The sequence below is a fragment of the Motilimonas sp. E26 genome (assembly GCF_021278025.1).
Classification (GTDB): Bacteria; Pseudomonadota; Gammaproteobacteria; order Enterobacterales; family CBDFNC01; genus Motilimonas.
Map to the genome: position 1 here is coordinate 27,538 of NZ_JAIBHJ010000029.1, position 18,304 is coordinate 45,841.

Genomic DNA, 18,304 nt, shown 5'->3' on the forward strand with positions numbered 1-18,304 from the left:
ATCTTATTGATTATAAGGATTTTCGCCATTATTTGGCCGAGTTTTTAACAGACGTAAAATCCACATATATTGCTCGGGATGTTCGTTGACATAGTTTTCAATACAAGCGTTCATCATGCGAGCATCTTGCTCTTCACTGTCGTTAGGAAAGGGGGTTAAGGCGGGTAAAATATCAAGCTCAAACTGACCAGTCGCTAAATTAAACATAGAAAATACAGGTACAACTTTGGCTTTGGTGAGTTTAGATAACTTACCTAACCCTTTAATGGTGGCTTTTTGTGTGGCAAAAAAGTCCACAAATACACTGTTTTCTGCGCCTAGGTCTTCATCAGGCAGGTAGCAGCCAAGGTAACCTTGTTTTATAGAACGTAGAAAAGGCTTAATTCCTTGCGAACGTTCATATACATAACCTCCATAACGGATACGTTGTCGGTTGATTAGCCAGTCCATCACCTCATTTTTTTGTTTTTTTGCCATAGCCGTTGTTGGGATCTGCCGTGACGCAAAAATAGCTCCGGGGATATCTAACGCCCAAGTGTGTGGGATCAATAAAATCACATTTTCTTTGTTGTCTGTGTATTGGGTTAAGTTATTTAATCCGACAATGTTAGTGTATTTCTCTAACCAGTTATTATCATGCAGACTTAACCTCGGGAAGGCTAATAAATAGTTTCCTCCAACCAATAAGCTTTTCAATAAAATGGCTTCGCGCTCGGCTTGACTCTTTTCAGGGAAGCACATCGACAAATTTACTCGTGCTCGTTTGTTCGCTTTGCTATTTATCTTCAATGCGACTCGAGCTAGTACAGATACCAATGTGCGACGAACAAAATAGGGCAGTAAGCTAATTAAAACGAGTAGGAGCACATTTAGCCAAGTTCCCCAATATGTCGGCTTTAGCATACCCTTATGAAATTGTGGGTTATGCGCTTTTGGGTCAAATTCAGTCTGCATGCTAGTTCGTTTAGTTATTGATGATTGAAAGATATTCGGCAACGCCTTCTGCCACTGTTTTGAATTGAAGATCAAAGCCAGTCGAACGCAGCTTAGTGAGATCTGCTTGGGTAAAGTTCTGATAACGGCCAACAAGATGATCGGGAAAATCAATATATTCAATTTCGCCTTTACCATGATGTCTTATTACGGCTTCCGCCACTGCTTTAAATGGTTCAGCTTTTCCTGTCCCTAAATTGAAAATTCCAGAATGTTCAGGATGGTCCATAAACCAAAGGTTTGCCGTTGCAACATCGCCAACGTAAAGGAAGTCACGAGTTTGACCGCCGTCAGCATAGCCTTGCGTACCTTTAAACAGTTTTGGGTTTTCACCCGCCTTTACTTGGTTGTTTAAGTGAAATGCCACGCTCGCCATGCTGCCTTTATGTTGCTCACGTGGGCCGTAAACATTGAAGTAGCGAAACCCAACGATCTGTGAGTTGGCCTCTGGCAAAATTTGGCGGACATATTGATCAAATTGAAATTTTGAATAACCGTATACATTCAATGGCGCTTCGTATTGACGCTCTTCGATAAAGGTTTCACCATTGCCATAAGTTGCGGCTGATGAGGCATATAAGAAGGGGATTTCCCGATCTAAACAATAATGCAGTAAGTCTTTTGAGTAAGCGTAATTATTGTCCATCATCATTTTGCCATCCCATTCAGTCGTGGATGAACACGCACCTTGATGGAACATCGCTTCAATGGGGCCTAGCTCTTCACCTGAAATAATTAAAGAGATAAATTCATCCTTGTCCATATAATCAGCGATTTCTAAATCAACCAAATTCACAAACTTAGTGCCATCGGTGAGATCGTCCACTGCTAAGATGTCGTGATATCCAGCTAAATTCAGTGCTTTAATTATGTTACTGCCGATAAAGCCAGCGCCGCCTGTGACAATAATCATCAATGCCTACCTATCTATATGAAACGAAAGATGTGTTTAAAGGTAAATTCTATCACTGTTAAGGGCAAATCCGAACTGTGTTTTATCGCTGCGGCTTGCTGTCACTTATTATTAAGGGGGGAATTTGTATGCAGGCGTAATGGAATTTTGAGGTAAGGGACTGGCCTTGCACCATTAATAATGTTAACCGCGCTGTTAATGGCGGTGGTTATCATTACTTCGGGCTGTTGCACTAAGGTTGCATCGTAGACGTTTTGTGCAATGCCTCTGAGGCCCGATTTTGTGCCATCAAAACCAATAATGGTAATATTTTTTGTCTGGGATAAAGCCGCTGCGCCTAATGCCATTTCATCATTATGGGCAAAGATACCGCTAATATGGCGGTGTTGCGCTAACATCTCTGCGGTGACTTGCCGCGCTTTTTGTTGGCTAAAACCTGCATCAGCTTTAATGCTGCTGGGAAGTTGGTAAGCTCCAAGTACATCGGCAAAACCTTGGCTGCGGTCCAGCGTCACGGAGATATCGCTGGGACCAGTAAGCTCTAATAGCGAACCTTGTCGTTTGGTCATCGCTAGTAAAAACTCTGCTGCCATTTTACCGCCCATATAATTATCAGAGCTAATGTGTTGCACGACTTTTCCACCATTAACATTGCGATCCAAGCTGATCACGGGCCAATTAACTTGGTTTGCATATTGGATCGTTTTGATCGAACCATCGGCTTTACTGGGCACAATAATCAGCACTTGTGCTCCTTGTTTCTTAGCGGCAACGGCTTGTTCAAACTCAGTATGGCTGCTGCCATTACTGTGGATCAATACCAACTGATAACCCCGGGATTGACTGTATGCTTTGGCACTTGTTGCGATGGTTTGAAAGTAGGGATTGTTTAAGTCAGGTAAAGACAAAGCAATTTTTGCTGGCGTAGGTGAGCATGCATTAAGGCAGGTTAGAGCGAATATTAGTAAAACAAATTTCTGCCACATATCAGCCACCATTGATAGTTTTATTGATTATAAATACAGCGTTCCGCAAATATATCATCTGCATACAGGGCTGTATTTAATTTTGTGCACTAAATGTTATGACCCGTTTTGACGCTGATTAAAAATTTACTTCTGGTTTTTTATCTTGTTTGATTGCTTTGTTAATAAAATGTAAATCGACAAATTCTTTCTTGTGTGGATTTATTGACTGATATTGATAGTTTTTTAAGCTCAAAATGTCGCAGTTAAAGATCTGATCCGCAACAAATTTTACGTAGTTGGATTTGTTCATCTAATATTCAAGGTGTTAAAAAGGTTAGGTTGAAGCTGACTGGCCACACTAAAAAGGCGTAATCAGTTTGTTACTAAATAATAATGAATTCAAAATTGATGGAGAAGGGTTGAATGAATAAGTGGACTAAAACCGCAGCTGGCGTCGCCGTTTCAATAGCATTATTGGGCTCTTCGGCCTTAGCCAATGCTGCCGATACAATTAAAATAGCCATGGCGGGCCCTGTAACAGGGCCTGTGGCGCAGTATGGTGATATGCAATTTACCGGTGGTAATGCCGCCATCGAAATGATTAATAAAGCTGGTGGCATCAACGGAAAACAATTAGAAGCCGTTATTTATGATGATGCTTGTGATCCTAAGCAAGCGGTTGCTGTTGCAAATAAAATTGTTAACGACGGTGCACAATACGTATTAGGTCACTTATGTTCCAGTGCCACCCAACCAGCGTCAGATATTTATGAAGATGAAGGTATCCTGCTCATTACCGCCGCTTCAACCAGTCCTGAAATCACGGGTCGAGGTTATGAATTAGTTTTCCGTACTATAGGATTAGACAGTGACCAAGGGCCAACCGCTGCCAAGTATATTGTTGAGCATGTGAAGCCGAAAAAAGTAGCGGTTATTCATGATAAGCAACAATACGGTGAAGGTATTGCTTCGTCGGTGAAAGTAGGGCTTGAAGCTGCAAATGTTCCAGTGGTGGCGTTTGAAGGTATCACTGCGGGCGATAAAGATTTTTCAGCGATCATTGCTAAATTGAAAAAGCTAGATGTTGACTTTGTTTATTACGGTGGCTACCACCCTGAGCTAGGTTTATTGCTGCGTCAATCGAAAGAAAAAGGCTTAGATGCCACATTCATGGGACCTGAGGGCGTAGGTAACAAAGATATTTCCTCCATTGCGGGTGAAGCTTCTGAAGGTTTATTAGTGACATTACCGAAGAAGTACGATTTGGATCCTGCTAACAAAGCGGTAGTTGACCACATTGTCGCGAAAGGTGAAGACGCGACAGGCCCGTTTGTATGGACTGGTTATGCCGCCATTCAAGCGATGGCACAAGGTATGAAAGCAGGTAAAGAAGATCCATTTGAGCTAGCGGAATACTTACGTGGCAACGTTGCTAAAACCGTAATGGGCGATTTGCAGTGGGATAGTAAGGGTGACCTAAAGGGTTTTGAATTTGGTGTGTTCACTTGGCATAAAGATGGCACCTCAACGCAAAATCAATAAGTTAAACTCCCAGCCGAGCCCTGCTCGGCTTTATCACTAAGCCAGTTAAGCCTGGCTTAGTTTGTTAAGTTGAGGACATTATGTCTGAGCAGTTTTATTACTTTCTTCAACAGATTTTAAATGGTGTCACTATTGGCAGTACTTATGCCTTGATCGCCATTGGTTATACCATGGTGTATGGCATTATCGGTATGATCAACTTCGCTCACGGTGAGGTTTACATGATAGGCAGCTATGCTGCTTTTTTTGTGCTTGCAGGTCTCGCCATGTTAGGTATCGATAGCTTAGTTTTGCTGCTTATCGCGGCTTTTGCCTTGAGTATCATGATCACCAGTGCTTATGGCTGGAGCATTGAACGGGTTGCTTATCGACCCTTACGTGGTGGTAACCGTCTAATTCCGCTTATTTCCGCCATTGGTATGTCGATATTTTTGCAAAACTTTGTCCGTTTAGCGCAAGGTTCACGCGATATTGCTATGCCAAGTTTGATCACCGGCGGTTGGACCATTGGCCCTGCCGATGCTTTTAATGTCACCCTGTCTTACATGCAAGTGGTGATATTTGTCGTGACTTTCATTTCTATGACGGTACTGACAGCTTTTATTTCTAAATCAAAAATGGGCCGTGCTTGTCGCGCGTGTGCTGAAGACATAGGTATGGCCAACCTATTGGGTATCAATACCAATAAAGTCATTTCCATTACGTTTGTTATTGGCGCTGCATTGGCCGCCGTAGCGGGTGTATTACTAAGTATGTATTACGGTGTCATTAATCCTTATCTTGGCTTTATGGCGGGACTAAAAGCGTTTACTGCTGCGGTATTGGGTGGTATCGGCAGCATCCCCGGAGCTGTTCTGGGTGGCCTCATTCTTGGGATCACCGAAGCGATTACGGCGGGCTACTTTAGCTCTGAATACAAAGATGTGGTGTCCTTTGGTCTGCTGTGTTTTGTATTGTTGTTTATGCCAACCGGCATTCTAGGTAAGCCGGAGGTTGAAAAAGTATGAGCAAATCCAGTTTTATTGATGCGCTTATCGCTTCGGTGGTAATGCTGATTTTAACCAGTTGGCTGTTAGGGCTACAACTTGATAATCAACCCGATGGTCTGCGGATTATATTAAATGATGCGGCCCATACCACTTGGGTAATTGTCGGTGTTATTTTGGTGTTTTTCACTCAGCTATTTAAAGCGCCGATCAGCCGTGTGTTTAGCGGTATTAAAAGTAAGGGCCAAGATTCAGGTTTTAAATTACCTGCGCCTGAAGAGAAGCCAACTTTATATCGCTTTTTGACTATTGCGGCACTGGCTGGCCTGTTGATTTGGCCATTTGTGGCCTCGCGCGGTGCGGTTGACTTAGCCACTTTAACGCTGATTTACGTGATGTTGGGTTTAGGCCTCAATGTTGTGGTGGGCTTAGCCGGTTTACTTGATTTAGGTTACGTCGGCTTTTATGCCGTTGGCGCTTATACCTACGGTATATTAAATACTTACTTTGGTGTTGGCTTTTGGACGGCATTGCCGATTGCCGGTTGTTTAGCGGCCTTATTTGGTTTCTTGCTCGGTTTCCCGGTGCTGCGGCTAAGGGGCGATTATCTTGCCATTGTTACGCTAGGTTTTGGCGAAATTATTCGCATCATGTTAAACAATATGACCGATCTTACCGGTGGCCCCAATGGTATCAGCCAAATTGATAAGCCAACCTTATTTGGTTTAGAGTTTAACCGCCGGCCGTCGAGTGACGAAGCAACACTATTCCACGATTTTTTTGGTATCGATTACAGTTCAACTTATAAAGTGATATTTGTGTATCTTGCTGCAGTGCTGCTGGTGGTATTAACGGTGTTTGTGATTAACCGTTTATTACGCATGCCCATTGGTCGTGCTTGGGAAGCCTTACGCGAAGATGAAATAGCCTGTCGTTCACTGGGCTTAAACCCAACCATTATTAAGCTATCAGCCTTTACTATTGGTGCGGCTTTCGCTGGCTTTGCGGGAAGCTTTTTTGCTGCTCGACAAGGTTTCATTAGCCCAGAATCTTTCACCTTTATTGAATCTGCCATTATTTTAGCCATTGTGGTGTTAGGTGGCATGGGCTCACAAATTGGCGTGATCTTAGCGGCAATTATTATGACTATCTTGCCGGAAATGGCGCGTGAGTTTAATGAATACCGCATGCTGATGTTTGGTTTAATGATGGTATTTATGATGATTTGGCGTCCACAAGGTTTATTACCCATGACCCGTCCAAAAATGGAGATGCGCAATGGATAATAAATTATTAGAGGTTTCAGGCCTAACTATGCGCTTTGGCGGCTTATTGGCTGTGAACAATGTTGCTTTAGAAGTTAATGAACAGGAAATTATTTCTGTCATCGGCCCCAATGGCGCCGGTAAAACCACGGTGTTTAACTGCTTAACTGGCTTTTATAAGCCAACAGCTGGGCAGGTAATTTATCGTGGTGAGCCTGTGCAACAATTACCGGGTCATGTCATTTCTCGCAAGGGCATGGTGCGCACTTTTCAGCATGTGCGCTTGTTTAAAGATATGACCGTGGTAGAAAATTTACTGGTGGCACAGCATCGTCACCTGAATACTAATTTTCTCTCTGGGTTATTTAAGACCAAAAGCTTTAAAAAAGCGGAAGCAGAGGGGATTGAGCGCGCGGCTAATTGGTTGGAGCGCATTGGTTTAGCCGAATTTGCTAACCGCCAAGCGGGTAATCTTGCTTATGGCCAGCAGCGTCGTTTAGAAATTGCTCGCTGCATGATGACACAGCCTAGCCTTCTGATGTTAGATGAGCCAGCAGCTGGGTTAAACCCTGCTGAGACCGATGAGCTAGATGAGCTAATTGTGGAATTACGCGATCAGCATAAGATCTCGATATTATTAATTGAGCATGACATGAAGTTAGTGATGGGAATTTCTGACCGTATTTATGTGGTGAACCAAGGTTGTCCACTTGCCAATGGGACGCCGAAAGAAATTCAATCCAACCCTGATGTGATCAAAGCTTATCTAGGGGAGTTTTAATGTTAGAGCTTAAAAATGTATCGGCCCATTATGGTCAGATCCAAGCCCTGCATGATGTGAATATCAGTGTAGGAGCGGGTGAAATTGTTAGTTTAATCGGTGCTAATGGTGCGGGTAAAACCACGCTGTTAATGACTATTTGTGGCGACCCGAAAGCCAGCAATGGTGAGATCCTTTTTGAAGGTGAGCCTATTCATCAGCAATCGACTTCGCAAATTATGCGTAAAGACATTGCTATTGTGCCGGAAGGGCGGCGTATTTTTGCTCGCTTAACAGTAGAAGAAAATCTGCATATGGGCGGCTTTTTTCTTGATGATAAAGCGGAATTTGCGCGTTTGGAGCAAGAGGTATACGAGCTGTTTCCACGTTTGTTAGAGCGTAAGCATCAACGTGCTGGCACTATGTCGGGCGGTGAGCAACAAATGCTGGCGATGGGGCGGGCGTTAATGAGCAAGCCTAGGCTGTTGTTTTTGGATGAGCCTTCGCTGGGTTTAGCGCCAATTATTATCCAACAAATTTTCGATATCATTGAAAAACTGCGTGAAAAAGGCATTACGGTATTTTTGGTTGAGCAAAATGCTAACCAAGCATTACGTTTGTCTGATCGCGGCTATGTAATTGAAAATGGTCGCATTGTACTGGAAGATACTGGCGCTAACCTACTCACCAATGAGGAAGTACGCAAAGCATACCTTGGTGGTTAATTTATCTTCACTAAGAACAATCAATAGCCGTAGTAAACGATTTTCTACGGCTATTAACTCCATTCCTTCAGCCCATGGAAACAGTGTGTTTTTTCGCAAAATCGCCGCAAGTACATCCGTGTAGGCTTGGCTTTTTCGTCCCTGAAAAAGACATTTTACTAGCAAACGCACCATTTCAGCATGGTCGCAATTCAGTAAACCGACTCGACTAATTACCAGCGGCATATACCCAATTAACCTGGAGATGCTTGATTTCAGCAAGAGTTTACAGGCGTTTAGGCAAGGCATTGATTGCAGGTAATGGCTTTCCCCTTATCAAAATCAATCACGCGGCATAAACGCCTGTAAAACTTGCCCCTTGGGAGCGCCACCGTGTATCCACTACGTTGTTACGCTAATTTAAAAGGTGCCTACATTCCTGCATTGGCGCGCCTAGTATTGGAAACACGGTGGCGCTCTGAAACATGCATCTTCAAGTTGATTGGGTATAAAGGCTGTGCAAGTATTCCAATCGGCCAACGCTATCTGCTAAACCGCCTGCGCGATTGGTTGCCAGCCATAAGGCTTTATATTGGGGCAATAATGGCGCTAAGTCCGCTGCTAATACTTGCTTGCTGGCAGAATCAAATTCTTCAATGGCGCGGGTGTGTTGCAGCAACATTTGCTTGCCGAGTAACACGCCATGATGGAGTAATTTAGCGGTAAAAATCAGCTGTTCACGAATAGCGGTTGTGGTGCCTTCTGCTAGTTCCTCTAAGCAAAGCGTTAGTTGCGATTGCGCACGATCGAATCCCGCATCAGTTAAATTTTCTGAGCGGCGCAGGTGGCGGCGAAATTTTTGATCAAACAATAGCGGGCCAAGAAAGCAGGCATTAGGTGTATCAATGCCTAAATCTAAATAGATATCTTGCAAGCGCAGTGCCCAGAATGCGGCTTGTTCGTCACCTTGGCAAACAAAATGATTGAGCCAGAATGTTACATCGGCTTGCTCATTTTGCTCTATATTCCAAGCCAAACCCGCGCCGTATAGGTAGCCAGCATAAGGGAAAATATCTTGTTGGGCATGGCCCATATCGCCCCATTCTGATATTTGATAACCTGTTGCGCCAAATCGCAAGCCAGATTTGGCCGCGCGTAACATATGGGTTTTGGTATTTTGCCAGCGGCCAGAAACAGAGGCAAAGCAACAAGTTGATACCACAACTTGGAAGGGTAATCCGGTTTTAGCGAGCTGCTGATGCTCCTCGTCATAAGGGTGATCAGCCTCATAGCCCCAGTTAAGTAAGGTCAAGTTGCTCGGTAATTGCGCCAATATATCGGGATATTGAAACAGCATGTCACTGAATATCTGCGTGTGTAGCCCTTTGGCTCTGGTCAATTTGAGGATCTTGTTAAGATAGTCAACGTACACTTGCCCTTTACTGGTCGCCTCACAGGCGGCTTTACTGGCACTGACGCCTAAGTCCATGGTTTCATCAAAGTTAATATTGATGGTTTGACTGGTAAAGTTCGGCACCAGTTCATCAATTAGGCCGCTAACAAAGTTAACCGACTCATCACTAACGGGATTAAGGCCAAAAGAAAAAGGACGAAAATCACCGCGCTGATCATAAAAGCCAGTGGTTTGCTCGGCTAAATGCTTATATTCAGGGTGGGCGAGCCAGCGCTCCATATGACCAAAGGTGGCCACGTTAATGATTAACTCTATGCCTTTGCTTTGACAGTACTGGTCTACTTGCTGGATTTCTTCTGCTGTCATGGGGGATTTGTCTGCCCACACGGTTTGATGTTGCGACCAAGCGAAAGTGTGTTCGGTATACAGTTGCAACTGATTGATACGTAATTCAGACCAGAGATCAATCAGTGAAAATAAATGCGTTAACGACGGGATTTTATCGCGGCTAATATCTAACAAAATACCGCGCCCAGGGTAGTCTGGCGCATCAATAATCTGACCACAGGGTAAGTCGGAACCATGTTGGCATAGTTGCTTTAACGTATAGAGTGCATAGAGCCGCCCTTGAGTACAGCCATAACGCACTTTTACTAGGGTAGGTGAAATAGAAATTTCAAACTGTTGCGGCGTTAGGGCGACATTTAATGTTTCCTCTACCCAACTCGGGAATAAACTACTGCAGTTGAGCGCTTGCTCAGGCCATTGGCTAGGTAGCGCAAATACCCCTGCCTGAGGTTGCCAATATTTAGGTTGTGGAAAAACAGCTAACGACATGCCTACCTCTATTTCTATCAGATTATCTGGTGTTGAGCATACCTAATTATGTTTTAAACTATCAAGTTAATGTTTGTAAGTTTGATAGTTTTAAACATCCATGCTTTTGAGAAAGTTGAATCTCACCAACTAAAGTTAATGAAAGGTTGTTTTTTAAGCAATCGATTAACGTTTATACGTAATCGAAACAAGGTGAGGTTTTCGTTTTACTTAGTTAGTCTTTAAAATTCAGCTGATTATAATCGCAAAAAATGGCAGTTATGCTTTGTGGTTTTTTTGTTAAGTTATTGTAAATAAAGCGACTTCTTTTACTTTTTGATAAGATGGTGCTAGTCTGGATTTGTTCTACCTGAACAAATAATGAGCACAACATGATACGGCACTCGTCAGTATGTTCCCGTTAGAGGTACAACTGAATCAATATTGATAATACGCAATACAACTGGGTTAGCTTAGGTTTACAACATTTGTTGACAACGATTGTTCATAACAATTGTTTACGATCTAATTATTTTGGTTGTTAGTCGTGCCATGTATCAACAAGCAAAGGGAAATAATGATGGCTAAAAGTTATTTTAGAAGCTCGGGAGCGTCGGCATCCGTTGGTGGATATAGTGCACCAAGTTTATCAGGCACGGGAAAGCCACAAGATATTGCCGCATTAAACGCGCCGCCTAGCGGCTCCTTTATGAAAACAAAAGTGGGATTGACTCACTCTATTGTCGGAATTAATAGCGGTAGTGTGGTTAAACGTCATAAACCACAATTTGATATTGAGCCGGCCCCCGCAGGCAGTTTTTTAAAGCCTTATAAAAAGCATGGCAAAGGGCCAGAATCAGTTTAACTGGCACTTAGCAATAGTAAGCTTGAGTCAACCACCATGTAAGCAGCAAATAAGGTCAGTACTAGCGCTGTGCTGACCGCTATTAGTTTCTGCTGTTGTTCTAAATACTTCACCACTATAGGTTGCCCGATAACACAAGCAATTAGTAAGTACCAAAGAAAGTCAACGCCAGCGACAGTAACAAAAATAATAATCTGACTGGTTAAGCCATTTTCTGCACTCACAAATTGACTAAATAAGGCAATAAAAAATAACGCAATTTTGGGGCTGAGTAGCGCCATCATAAAGCCGTCTGACCAAGGTGACGGGCTTGGCTGCTGTACAACTCCGGCTTCAATTTTGGTGGTGTGTTTCACGCTACACCAAGTTTTCCAGCCTAAATAGAGTAAGAATAAACCACCGGCGAGCTTCACTAAATTAAACAAACTCGGCGTGTTGATCATCAGCAATGCGACCCCTGAGATACTCAATATGGCCCAAATACCTACCCCTAAGGCGTGACTAAACGCTGTCTTAATACCTGCGTGACGACCAAAAGAAAGGGTGTTGCGCATGACTAGGGCGAGGCTGGGGCCGGGGCTAGCGGCACCTAAACAGCAAATAAGAAATAATGTAAACCAAAGCTCTAATGGCATCGCGAAATCTCATCCAAAAACGCCAGTATCGTCAATATTGATACTGGCGGCAAGTGTGAAGCGAAAGAGTCGGATCTTAAGTGGTTTGATACAGCAGTTTTAATCGCGACATTTTTGTTTTTGTCTGTTCTACCAGTCGGTTATAGTCGGCCACTAATTGGCTGATGTCACCTCTAAAGTTGTGCTGCTCGATACTAAACACACCACCGTTCTCGGCTTGTCTACGTAAGGCCGTATGAAAGCGGTTAAGTGGGCGGTGAAACAGGTGGTGCTGGCTAATAAAGTGCGCGATAGCCATTAATACCGAAAGGGCTATTAGAATATAAAGGGTGTATTGCGTATTAACAAAAGCATTAGATTTTACGCCAAATAGGTTGTGTTCAATAGATTTTATATTTAACGCAACTTGATTGGTGCGCGTAAGTAATTCATCTTTTAGCACTTGAGTTTGTGCCAGCTGCTGCTGGGTGTAATCAATCTCTTTTGGATAGCGTTGAATTAAGCTATTCAGGTTATCGGTAATAGTAATAATTTGATCTCTTGCGATCTCGCTGTCATCGGTACCAAAGAAATCGTCGCTGTCATTAACGGTATCCATTAAGCCTAATGGGCTTAACCCTTGGGTATGTTTCACTTGTGTTTTTAATTGTGATAACTGAAAGGCAATGCTGCTTTGTGTTTTCTCGCTGCGGCTATTGAGGTATTGGCTGCGCAATAAACTTAATACATGGGCAGATTGTGCCATTTCCGCTGCTAGCATTTGATATTGCATTGCTACGCCAGGGTTTATATCCATGGCTTTTTCACCGTATTCAGCGAGTAGTTTGACGTTGTCAGCTAATTCGCGCTCAGCGTTTACCAGTACAGCTTGAGCATTGTTACCTAACTTACCAGCAGCGCGGTATTTTTGGCTTAGATCGAGTCGTAGTAACGCCACTTGATAGATAATACTGGCGGTTTTCTCATTATTAATTTGGCGTAAAGAGTTTTCTAGCACCTCAAGCTGTGCCTCTGCCTTGGCTAAGATAGTCGCGTCACCTGTATTAAGGTAGTCAATCACGGTTTGTTTAATATCAATGGCAATTTTGGCCTTGATTTCTTGATAGCGCTGAACATTAGTTTGTTGTGCTTCTAAGTTATTAGCCCCTTTGATAAAAGTTAATACCAACAACCCAGCAATCAAGCATTGGCCTATTAAAGAGCCTAATAATAGTTTTGGTAGCTTCATTTGCTTACTTCCTTGTGGTTTAAGATACAGCGCGCATGGTAAGCACCAAGTATGACAGTTTTGTGATCTGCAATATTATTATCTCATGCCATAGTATGGTGTTGTGTGCTGTTGCAAGTGACTTTTTCACGTCTGTTGTTTTCGCTTCAAATTAGCAAATATGCTACCCTCTGCGAAAATTTTCGTGACCTAGTTGGAGTGCGCCGTGAGCGAAGTTGAACAGTTATTAGAGCCGATCCATCAGTTTTTACACTGCACCACTCCGGATGCTTGGGTAGAAGAAGCGGTAAAAGCTGAAAACCTAACAGTACTATTAGTCGACCACTTAATGTGTGAACTAAAAGCAGGGCAGTCGGCGATGTTTTTGATTCGTAAATACGCGGTGACACCTGAAAGTGCTCAGACTTTATTAGATTGGTTTAGTCCTTATGAAGATTTTGCTTATCGTAAAAAAGGTGACTTAGCCAGTTTGAAAGGAAAGAGCAACATCTCTAAAAGCATCATGGCAAAAAGTGATTCTCCTTATAGCCAAGATTTGATCGACAAAATGGTGCTACTGATTAAAGAAGAGTTGCATCATTTTTACCAAGTGCTAGAAATCATGGATGCGCGCGGGATCCCTTACGAAAATATCCGCGCTGGTCGTTACGCTAAAGGCTTACTTAAGCAAGTGCGTACTTACGAACCCCAAGCATTGGTGGACAAGTTGATTATTGGTGCTTACATTGAAGCTCGCTCTTGTGAGCGTTTTGCTAAGCTTGCGCCACACCTTGATGACGATATGAATAAATTTTATATCTCACTATTGCGCTCTGAAGCGCGCCATTATCAAGATTACTTAACCTTGGCGCAGCAAATCTCACCGGATGACATTAGCGAGCGGGTTGCCTTAATAGGTCAAGCGGAAGCGGAGCTGATTACTAGCCCAGATACCGATTTTAAATTTCATAGCGGTGTGCCTAGTGTTGCTTAATAAATGTAGGAGCAGCATTTATACTGCGATGTTTAAGCACATCCGCGTTATAAATACCGTTCCTACTAACAGAATTCTATAACGGTGCATCTCACTGTAGTGTGCCCGATGCTGTTTAATACTCTGCTCCTACAAAAAACACGAATCAACAAGTTCAACATACAAGGTGCAGCATTTATGCTGCGATATTTAAGAGCATTCGCGGTATAAATACCGCTCCTACGGGGGGACGATTATGCAAATGAATCCACGCCAAGATGAGGCGGTTAAATATATCTCAGGCCCTTGTTTAGTATTAGCCGGTGCGGGCAGTGGTAAAACACGGGTGATCACCAATAAAATTGCTTATCTCGTACAGCAGTGTAACTACAATCCAAAGACCATTGCAGCCGTCACCTTTACTAATAAAGCCGCGCGTGAAATGAAAGAGCGAGTGGCGCAAACCTTAGGCAAAAAAGCCGCTAAAGGTGTAATGGTGTCGACCTTTCATACCCTCGGCTTAGATATTATTCGTAAAGAACACAAGGTGATTGGAATTAAGCCGGGTTTTTCGTTGTTTGACGATCAAGACTCACTTGCGCTACTTAAAGAGCTGACCGAGAAAGAGCTGAAAGAAGACAAAGACTTGCTGTCGCAATTGGTTACGCAAATATCTAACTGGAAAAACGATCTGATCTTACCGCCGCAAGCGATCAAACTAGCCCGCGGCGCCGACCAAATTATCTTCGCTCAAGCCTATGAAAAATATCAGCGTCATCTAACGGCTTATAATGCACTCGATTTTGATGACTTGATCTTAATGCCAACCATGTTGCTTAAGTTTAAAGAAGAAGTGCGGTTACGCTGGCAGCAAAAAATTCAATACCTGCTAGTGGATGAATATCAAGATACCAATACCAGCCAATATGAATTGGTTAAATTACTGGTAGGTGAGCGCGCGCGCTTTACCGTGGTGGGTGACGATGACCAATCGATTTATTCATGGCGCGGGGCAAGGCCGCAAAACTTGGTGCTGCTGAAAACCGATTACCCCAATTTGCGTTTGATTAAATTAGAGCAGAATTACCGCTCGACCCAGCGAATTCTCAAATCAGCCAATATCTTGATCGCCAATAATCCTCACGAATATGAAAAGGCGCTGTTTAGTGAATTACATTACGGCGAGCCACTACGAGTGCTGTATGCCAAAGATGAAGAGCATGAGTCAGAGCGTGTGGTGGCGGAGTTAATGGGCCACAAATTTATGAACAACACCAACTTTAAAGACTATGCGGTGTTGTATCGGGGTAATCATCAAAGCCGCGTTTTAGAAAAAGCCATGATGACCAACCGCATCCCTTACAAAATAAGTGGTGGTACTTCGTTCTTCTCACGGGTAGAAATTAAAGACATGTTGGCCTACCTGCGCTTGTTAGCGAACCATGATGATGACAATGCCTTTTTGCGCATCGTAAATGTACCACGCCGAGAAATCGGCCCTGCCACGTTAGAGAAGCTAGGTAACTATGCCAACCTACGTAACATCAGCTTGTTTGCTGCTACCTTTGAATTAGGGCTAGAGCAGACCTTAACTGGGCGCGGCCTGCAGTCGGTGCGCAACTTTAGCCGCTGGTTAGTGGAGCTTAAAGATCAAGCCGAGCGTGGCAGTGCGGTGGATGCGGTACGTGATATGGTACGTACAATTCATTATGAAGATTGGCTTTACGAAACCAGCCCTAGCCCCAAAGCGGCGGAAATGCGCATGAAAAACGTATCCGAGCTATTTCGCTGGGTCACTGGTTGGTTAGAAGGCGATGACTTAGAAGAGCCGTTCACCTTGGCACAAGTGGTTAACCGTTTAATGCTGCGCGACATGATGGAGCGCAACGAAGGTGAGGACGAAGCTGATCAAGTGCAACTGATGACGTTACATGCCTCAAAAGGCTTAGAATTCCCGTTTGTGTTTATGATAGGCATGGAAGAAGGCTTTTTGCCCCATCAAACCAGTATTGATGAAGACAATATCGAAGAAGAGCGTCGCCTCGCTTATGTTGGGATCACTCGGGCTCAACAAGAGCTGACCTTCACCTTGTGCCGTGAACGTCGTCAATATGGTGAGTCACTGCGCCCTGAGCCAAGTCGTTTCCTGCATGAACTGCCACAAGATGATGTGGTATGGGAAAAAACCGGCCAACAAACGCAAACCAAAGAGCAAAAACAAGAGAAAGGACAAAAGGGAATTGCGAATTTAAGAGCGTTATTCAACAAATCTTAGGCGAGGAGTTTATTCCGCGATGAAGCGTGCGTTATCACTGGTGCTTTACTGCGAATACTCAATAAGTAGGAGCAAAAGTCATTCAGCGATAAAGAGTGCTCAATATCGCGCCATTACTGACGCTCCTACACCGAATATGGGGTTGTTATAGACCGCTAATCATAAAATCAACAGCGGCTTTGATTTCATCATCAGAACAATCCATACAAGTACCTTTGGCAGGCATGGCATTAAAGCCATTGATCGCATGAGTGTAAAGTGTCTCTTTGCCTTGAGCAATGCGTGGGGCCCACAAGCCTGCATCACCTTTAATTGGTGCACCAGCTGCGCCAGTAGCATGACAAGCCATACATTTTGTATTATAAACCGTGGCGCCATCACGTGGGCCTGCATCTGCTACTGCTTCAGTTGCGGGGGCTACGTCTGGTAACTCGCCATCAAGGTAAACATCACCAACAGGTTTTATACGATCTGCAATGGCTTCATCTGACATGTCTGCGCTGGTAGCAAAGCTGAGTGTTGAGAACACGGCTAAGGTGGCAATAGCTAGCTGACGAAGTGTTAATAAGTGTTGAAATTTACTCACAATTTGCTCCAATGTTGTCATGCCTTTACAGGCTTGTTGTTATATCTTCCTAGAATATTAGCCGATTATAACCGCTATGTTGCATGGGATAAACAATTGCGCCCAGATTAAGAATGGTTTGAGCATATGTTCACCCTTCCTTTAAAGTATGTCACTACTATAAAATACGCTGTAAAATCAACTAATCATTCATGTCGTAGCGCATCCGAGTTATGATCGATGCCATGTAATCAATGCTCACAGGGTAACTCCCCCCGAAAACTAACTTCTTGTTAAGTGGTATGAGTAACAATTTTAACAGTAATGCTGACCAACTTGAGGTTGAGCAAAATGATGGAGAGTGTATGTAATGAAGATTCTATTATTTGGTAAAAATGGTCAATTAGGATGGGAGTTGCAACGTTCATTAGCTCCATTAGGGCACCTTACGGCCGTTGATTTTGACTCAACAGACTATTGTGGTGACTTCAGTAATCCTGCCGGTGTGGCAGAGACTGTTCGTTTAGTTAAGCCGGATGTTATCGTTAATGCCGCAGCCCACACAGCAGTTGATAAGGCTGAAAGTGAAAAATCATTCGCTGAATTACTCAACGCCACCAGTGTTAAGAGTATTGCATTAGAAGCAAATAAATTAGGTGCTTGGTTAGTGCATTATTCAACGGACTACGTTTTTGACGGTAGTGGTGAGCAACCTTGGGTTGAAACGGATCAAACGTCGCCACTTAACACTTATGGTGAGACTAAATTAGCAGGGGAGCATGCGGCAGCACTTTGTTCGCGTCATCTCGTTTTTCGTACTAGCTGGGTTTATGCTGCACGAGGGGCTAATTTTGCCAAAACGATGTTACGTCTTGGCCAGGAGCGCAGTGATATGTCAATAATTAATGACCAGTTTGGTGCACCAACGGGTGCGGAGTTATTGGCTGACTGTTCCGCTCATGCGATCCGTATTGCTAAGAGTAAGCCGGAAGTCGCTGGACTTTATCATTTAGTTGCTGCGGGTAGCACTACTTGGTATGACTACGCGAAATTGGTATTTAGTAAAGCCCGTGAAGCAGGAATCACACTCGCTGTTACTGAAGTAAAGGGCGTACCTACCAGTGCGTTCCCCACCCCAGCAAAACGTCCACATAACTCCCGGTTAGACACCAGCAAGTTTAAGCAAACATTTGATTTAGAGTTGCCCGACTGGGCTATCGGAGTTGAACGGATGCTATCTGAAATTATGTTTAAATAAAATTATTAGATTTTATAGCTACTTTTTGGTGTGGTAGTGCGCAGTTCGTGCGATGAGTAACTCGGGTCTGTTGATCTTTCGTGATTGCTTTTGCAGCGAATTGTTGGGTATTTATACAAAACGTTCGTTGTGGCCAGCACCTTTGTGGCATAGTGAACTACGCGA

The 18,304-nt window shown here is 43.6% G+C and carries 16 protein-coding genes; 9 read left to right on the forward strand and 7 right to left on the reverse strand.

All coding sequences use genetic code 11. The features are described from left to right. Nucleotides 1–3: 3 nt before the first annotated feature. From lpxM to K1M91_RS18155, 3 genes are all read right to left on the reverse strand, one after another. Nucleotides 4–954, reverse strand: coding sequence for a lauroyl-Kdo(2)-lipid IV(A) myristoyltransferase (gene lpxM / locus K1M91_RS18145; protein WP_232803677.1), 951 nt, complete (start codon nt 952–954; stop codon nt 4–6). 10 nt (nt 955–964) lie between these two features. After that, a complete protein-coding gene (rfaD, locus tag K1M91_RS18150) occupies nt 965–1,906 on the reverse strand; it encodes an ADP-glyceromanno-heptose 6-epimerase (protein WP_232803678.1) in 942 nt (313 codons plus the stop codon). Between the two features lie 101 nt (nt 1,907–2,007). Beyond that, the gene (locus tag K1M91_RS18155) at nt 2,008–2,892 is read right to left on the reverse strand and encodes a substrate-binding domain-containing protein (RefSeq protein ID WP_232803679.1); all 885 of its coding nucleotides are present in this window, start codon (nt 2,890–2,892) and stop codon (nt 2,008–2,010) included. Between the two features lie 405 nt (nt 2,893–3,297). On the opposite strand from K1M91_RS18155, the gene K1M91_RS18160 reads away from it, so the two are divergent. From K1M91_RS18160 to K1M91_RS18180, 5 genes are all read left to right on the forward strand, one after another. Continuing rightward, nucleotides 3,298–4,416, forward strand: a complete 1,119-nt coding sequence (locus tag K1M91_RS18160; RefSeq protein ID WP_282561184.1) for a branched-chain amino acid ABC transporter substrate-binding protein — start codon at nt 3,298–3,300, stop codon at nt 4,414–4,416. Nucleotides 4,417–4,496: 80 nt separating this feature from the next. Continuing rightward, complete coding sequence (livH, locus tag K1M91_RS18165; protein ID WP_232803680.1) at nt 4,497–5,423, forward strand: high-affinity branched-chain amino acid ABC transporter permease LivH; 927 nt, start codon at nt 4,497–4,499, stop codon at nt 5,421–5,423. Continuing rightward, nucleotides 5,420–6,688: a high-affinity branched-chain amino acid ABC transporter permease LivM gene (locus K1M91_RS18170; RefSeq protein ID WP_232803681.1), complete on the forward strand. Its 1,269-nt coding sequence runs from the start codon at nt 5,420–5,422 to the stop codon at nt 6,686–6,688. The genes livH and K1M91_RS18170 overlap by 4 nt, the downstream gene beginning before the upstream one ends. Further along, entirely contained in the window at nt 6,681–7,448 is a 768-nt protein-coding gene (gene livG / locus K1M91_RS18175; protein WP_232803682.1) for a high-affinity branched-chain amino acid ABC transporter ATP-binding protein LivG, read from the forward strand. Before K1M91_RS18170 ends, livG begins: the two co-directional genes overlap by 8 nt. Continuing rightward, entirely contained in the window at nt 7,448–8,152 is a 705-nt protein-coding gene (locus tag K1M91_RS18180) for an ABC transporter ATP-binding protein (protein WP_232803683.1), read from the forward strand. The genes livG and K1M91_RS18180 overlap by 1 nt, the downstream gene beginning before the upstream one ends. 472 nt (nt 8,153–8,624) lie before the next feature. Here the strand turns inward: K1M91_RS18180 and K1M91_RS18185 are convergent, their stop codons facing one another. After that, nucleotides 8,625–10,382, reverse strand: a complete 1,758-nt coding sequence (locus K1M91_RS18185) for a family 20 glycosylhydrolase (protein WP_232803684.1) — start codon at nt 10,380–10,382, stop codon at nt 8,625–8,627. A 556-nt stretch (nt 10,383–10,938) separates the two neighbouring features. On the opposite strand from K1M91_RS18185, the gene K1M91_RS18190 reads away from it, so the two are divergent. Further along, complete coding sequence (locus tag K1M91_RS18190) at nt 10,939–11,226, forward strand: hypothetical protein (RefSeq protein ID WP_232803685.1); 288 nt, start codon at nt 10,939–10,941, stop codon at nt 11,224–11,226. On the opposite strand, the gene K1M91_RS18195 is transcribed toward K1M91_RS18190, so the two are convergent. Next, on the reverse strand, nt 11,223–11,861 hold the full coding sequence (locus K1M91_RS18195; protein ID WP_232803686.1) for a LysE family translocator: 639 nt from the start codon (nt 11,859–11,861) through the stop codon (nt 11,223–11,225). The two genes, K1M91_RS18190 and K1M91_RS18195, sit on opposite strands and share 4 nt — an antisense overlap. A 76-nt stretch (nt 11,862–11,937) precedes the next feature. Beyond that, nucleotides 11,938–13,089 carry a hypothetical protein gene (locus K1M91_RS18200; protein WP_232803687.1) on the reverse strand — a complete coding sequence of 384 codons (1,152 nt, stop codon included), beginning with the start codon at nt 13,087–13,089 and terminating at the stop codon, nt 11,938–11,940. A 205-nt stretch (nt 13,090–13,294) separates the two neighbouring features. On the opposite strand from K1M91_RS18200, the gene K1M91_RS18205 reads away from it, so the two are divergent. Beyond that, the gene (locus K1M91_RS18205; protein ID WP_232803688.1) at nt 13,295–14,062 is read left to right on the forward strand and encodes a tRNA isopentenyl-2-thiomethyl-A-37 hydroxylase MiaE; all 768 of its coding nucleotides are present in this window, start codon (nt 13,295–13,297) and stop codon (nt 14,060–14,062) included. A gap of 235 nt (nt 14,063–14,297) precedes the next feature. Continuing rightward, a complete protein-coding gene (gene rep, locus K1M91_RS18210) occupies nt 14,298–16,316 on the forward strand; it encodes a DNA helicase Rep (protein WP_232803689.1) in 2,019 nt (672 codons plus the stop codon). Nucleotides 16,317–16,461: 145 nt separating this feature from the next. Here rep and K1M91_RS18215 read toward each other — a convergent pair whose 3' ends face one another. Next, nucleotides 16,462–16,923 carry a cytochrome c5 family protein gene (locus K1M91_RS18215; protein WP_232803690.1) on the reverse strand — a complete coding sequence of 154 codons (462 nt, stop codon included), beginning with the start codon at nt 16,921–16,923 and terminating at the stop codon, nt 16,462–16,464. Nucleotides 16,924–17,251: 328 nt separating this feature from the next. Here K1M91_RS18215 and rfbD point away from each other — a divergent pair, with 328 nt between their 5' ends. Next, complete coding sequence (rfbD, locus tag K1M91_RS18220) at nt 17,252–18,139, forward strand: dTDP-4-dehydrorhamnose reductase (protein ID WP_232803691.1); 888 nt, start codon at nt 17,252–17,254, stop codon at nt 18,137–18,139. Nucleotides 18,140–18,304: the final 165 nt, after the last annotated feature.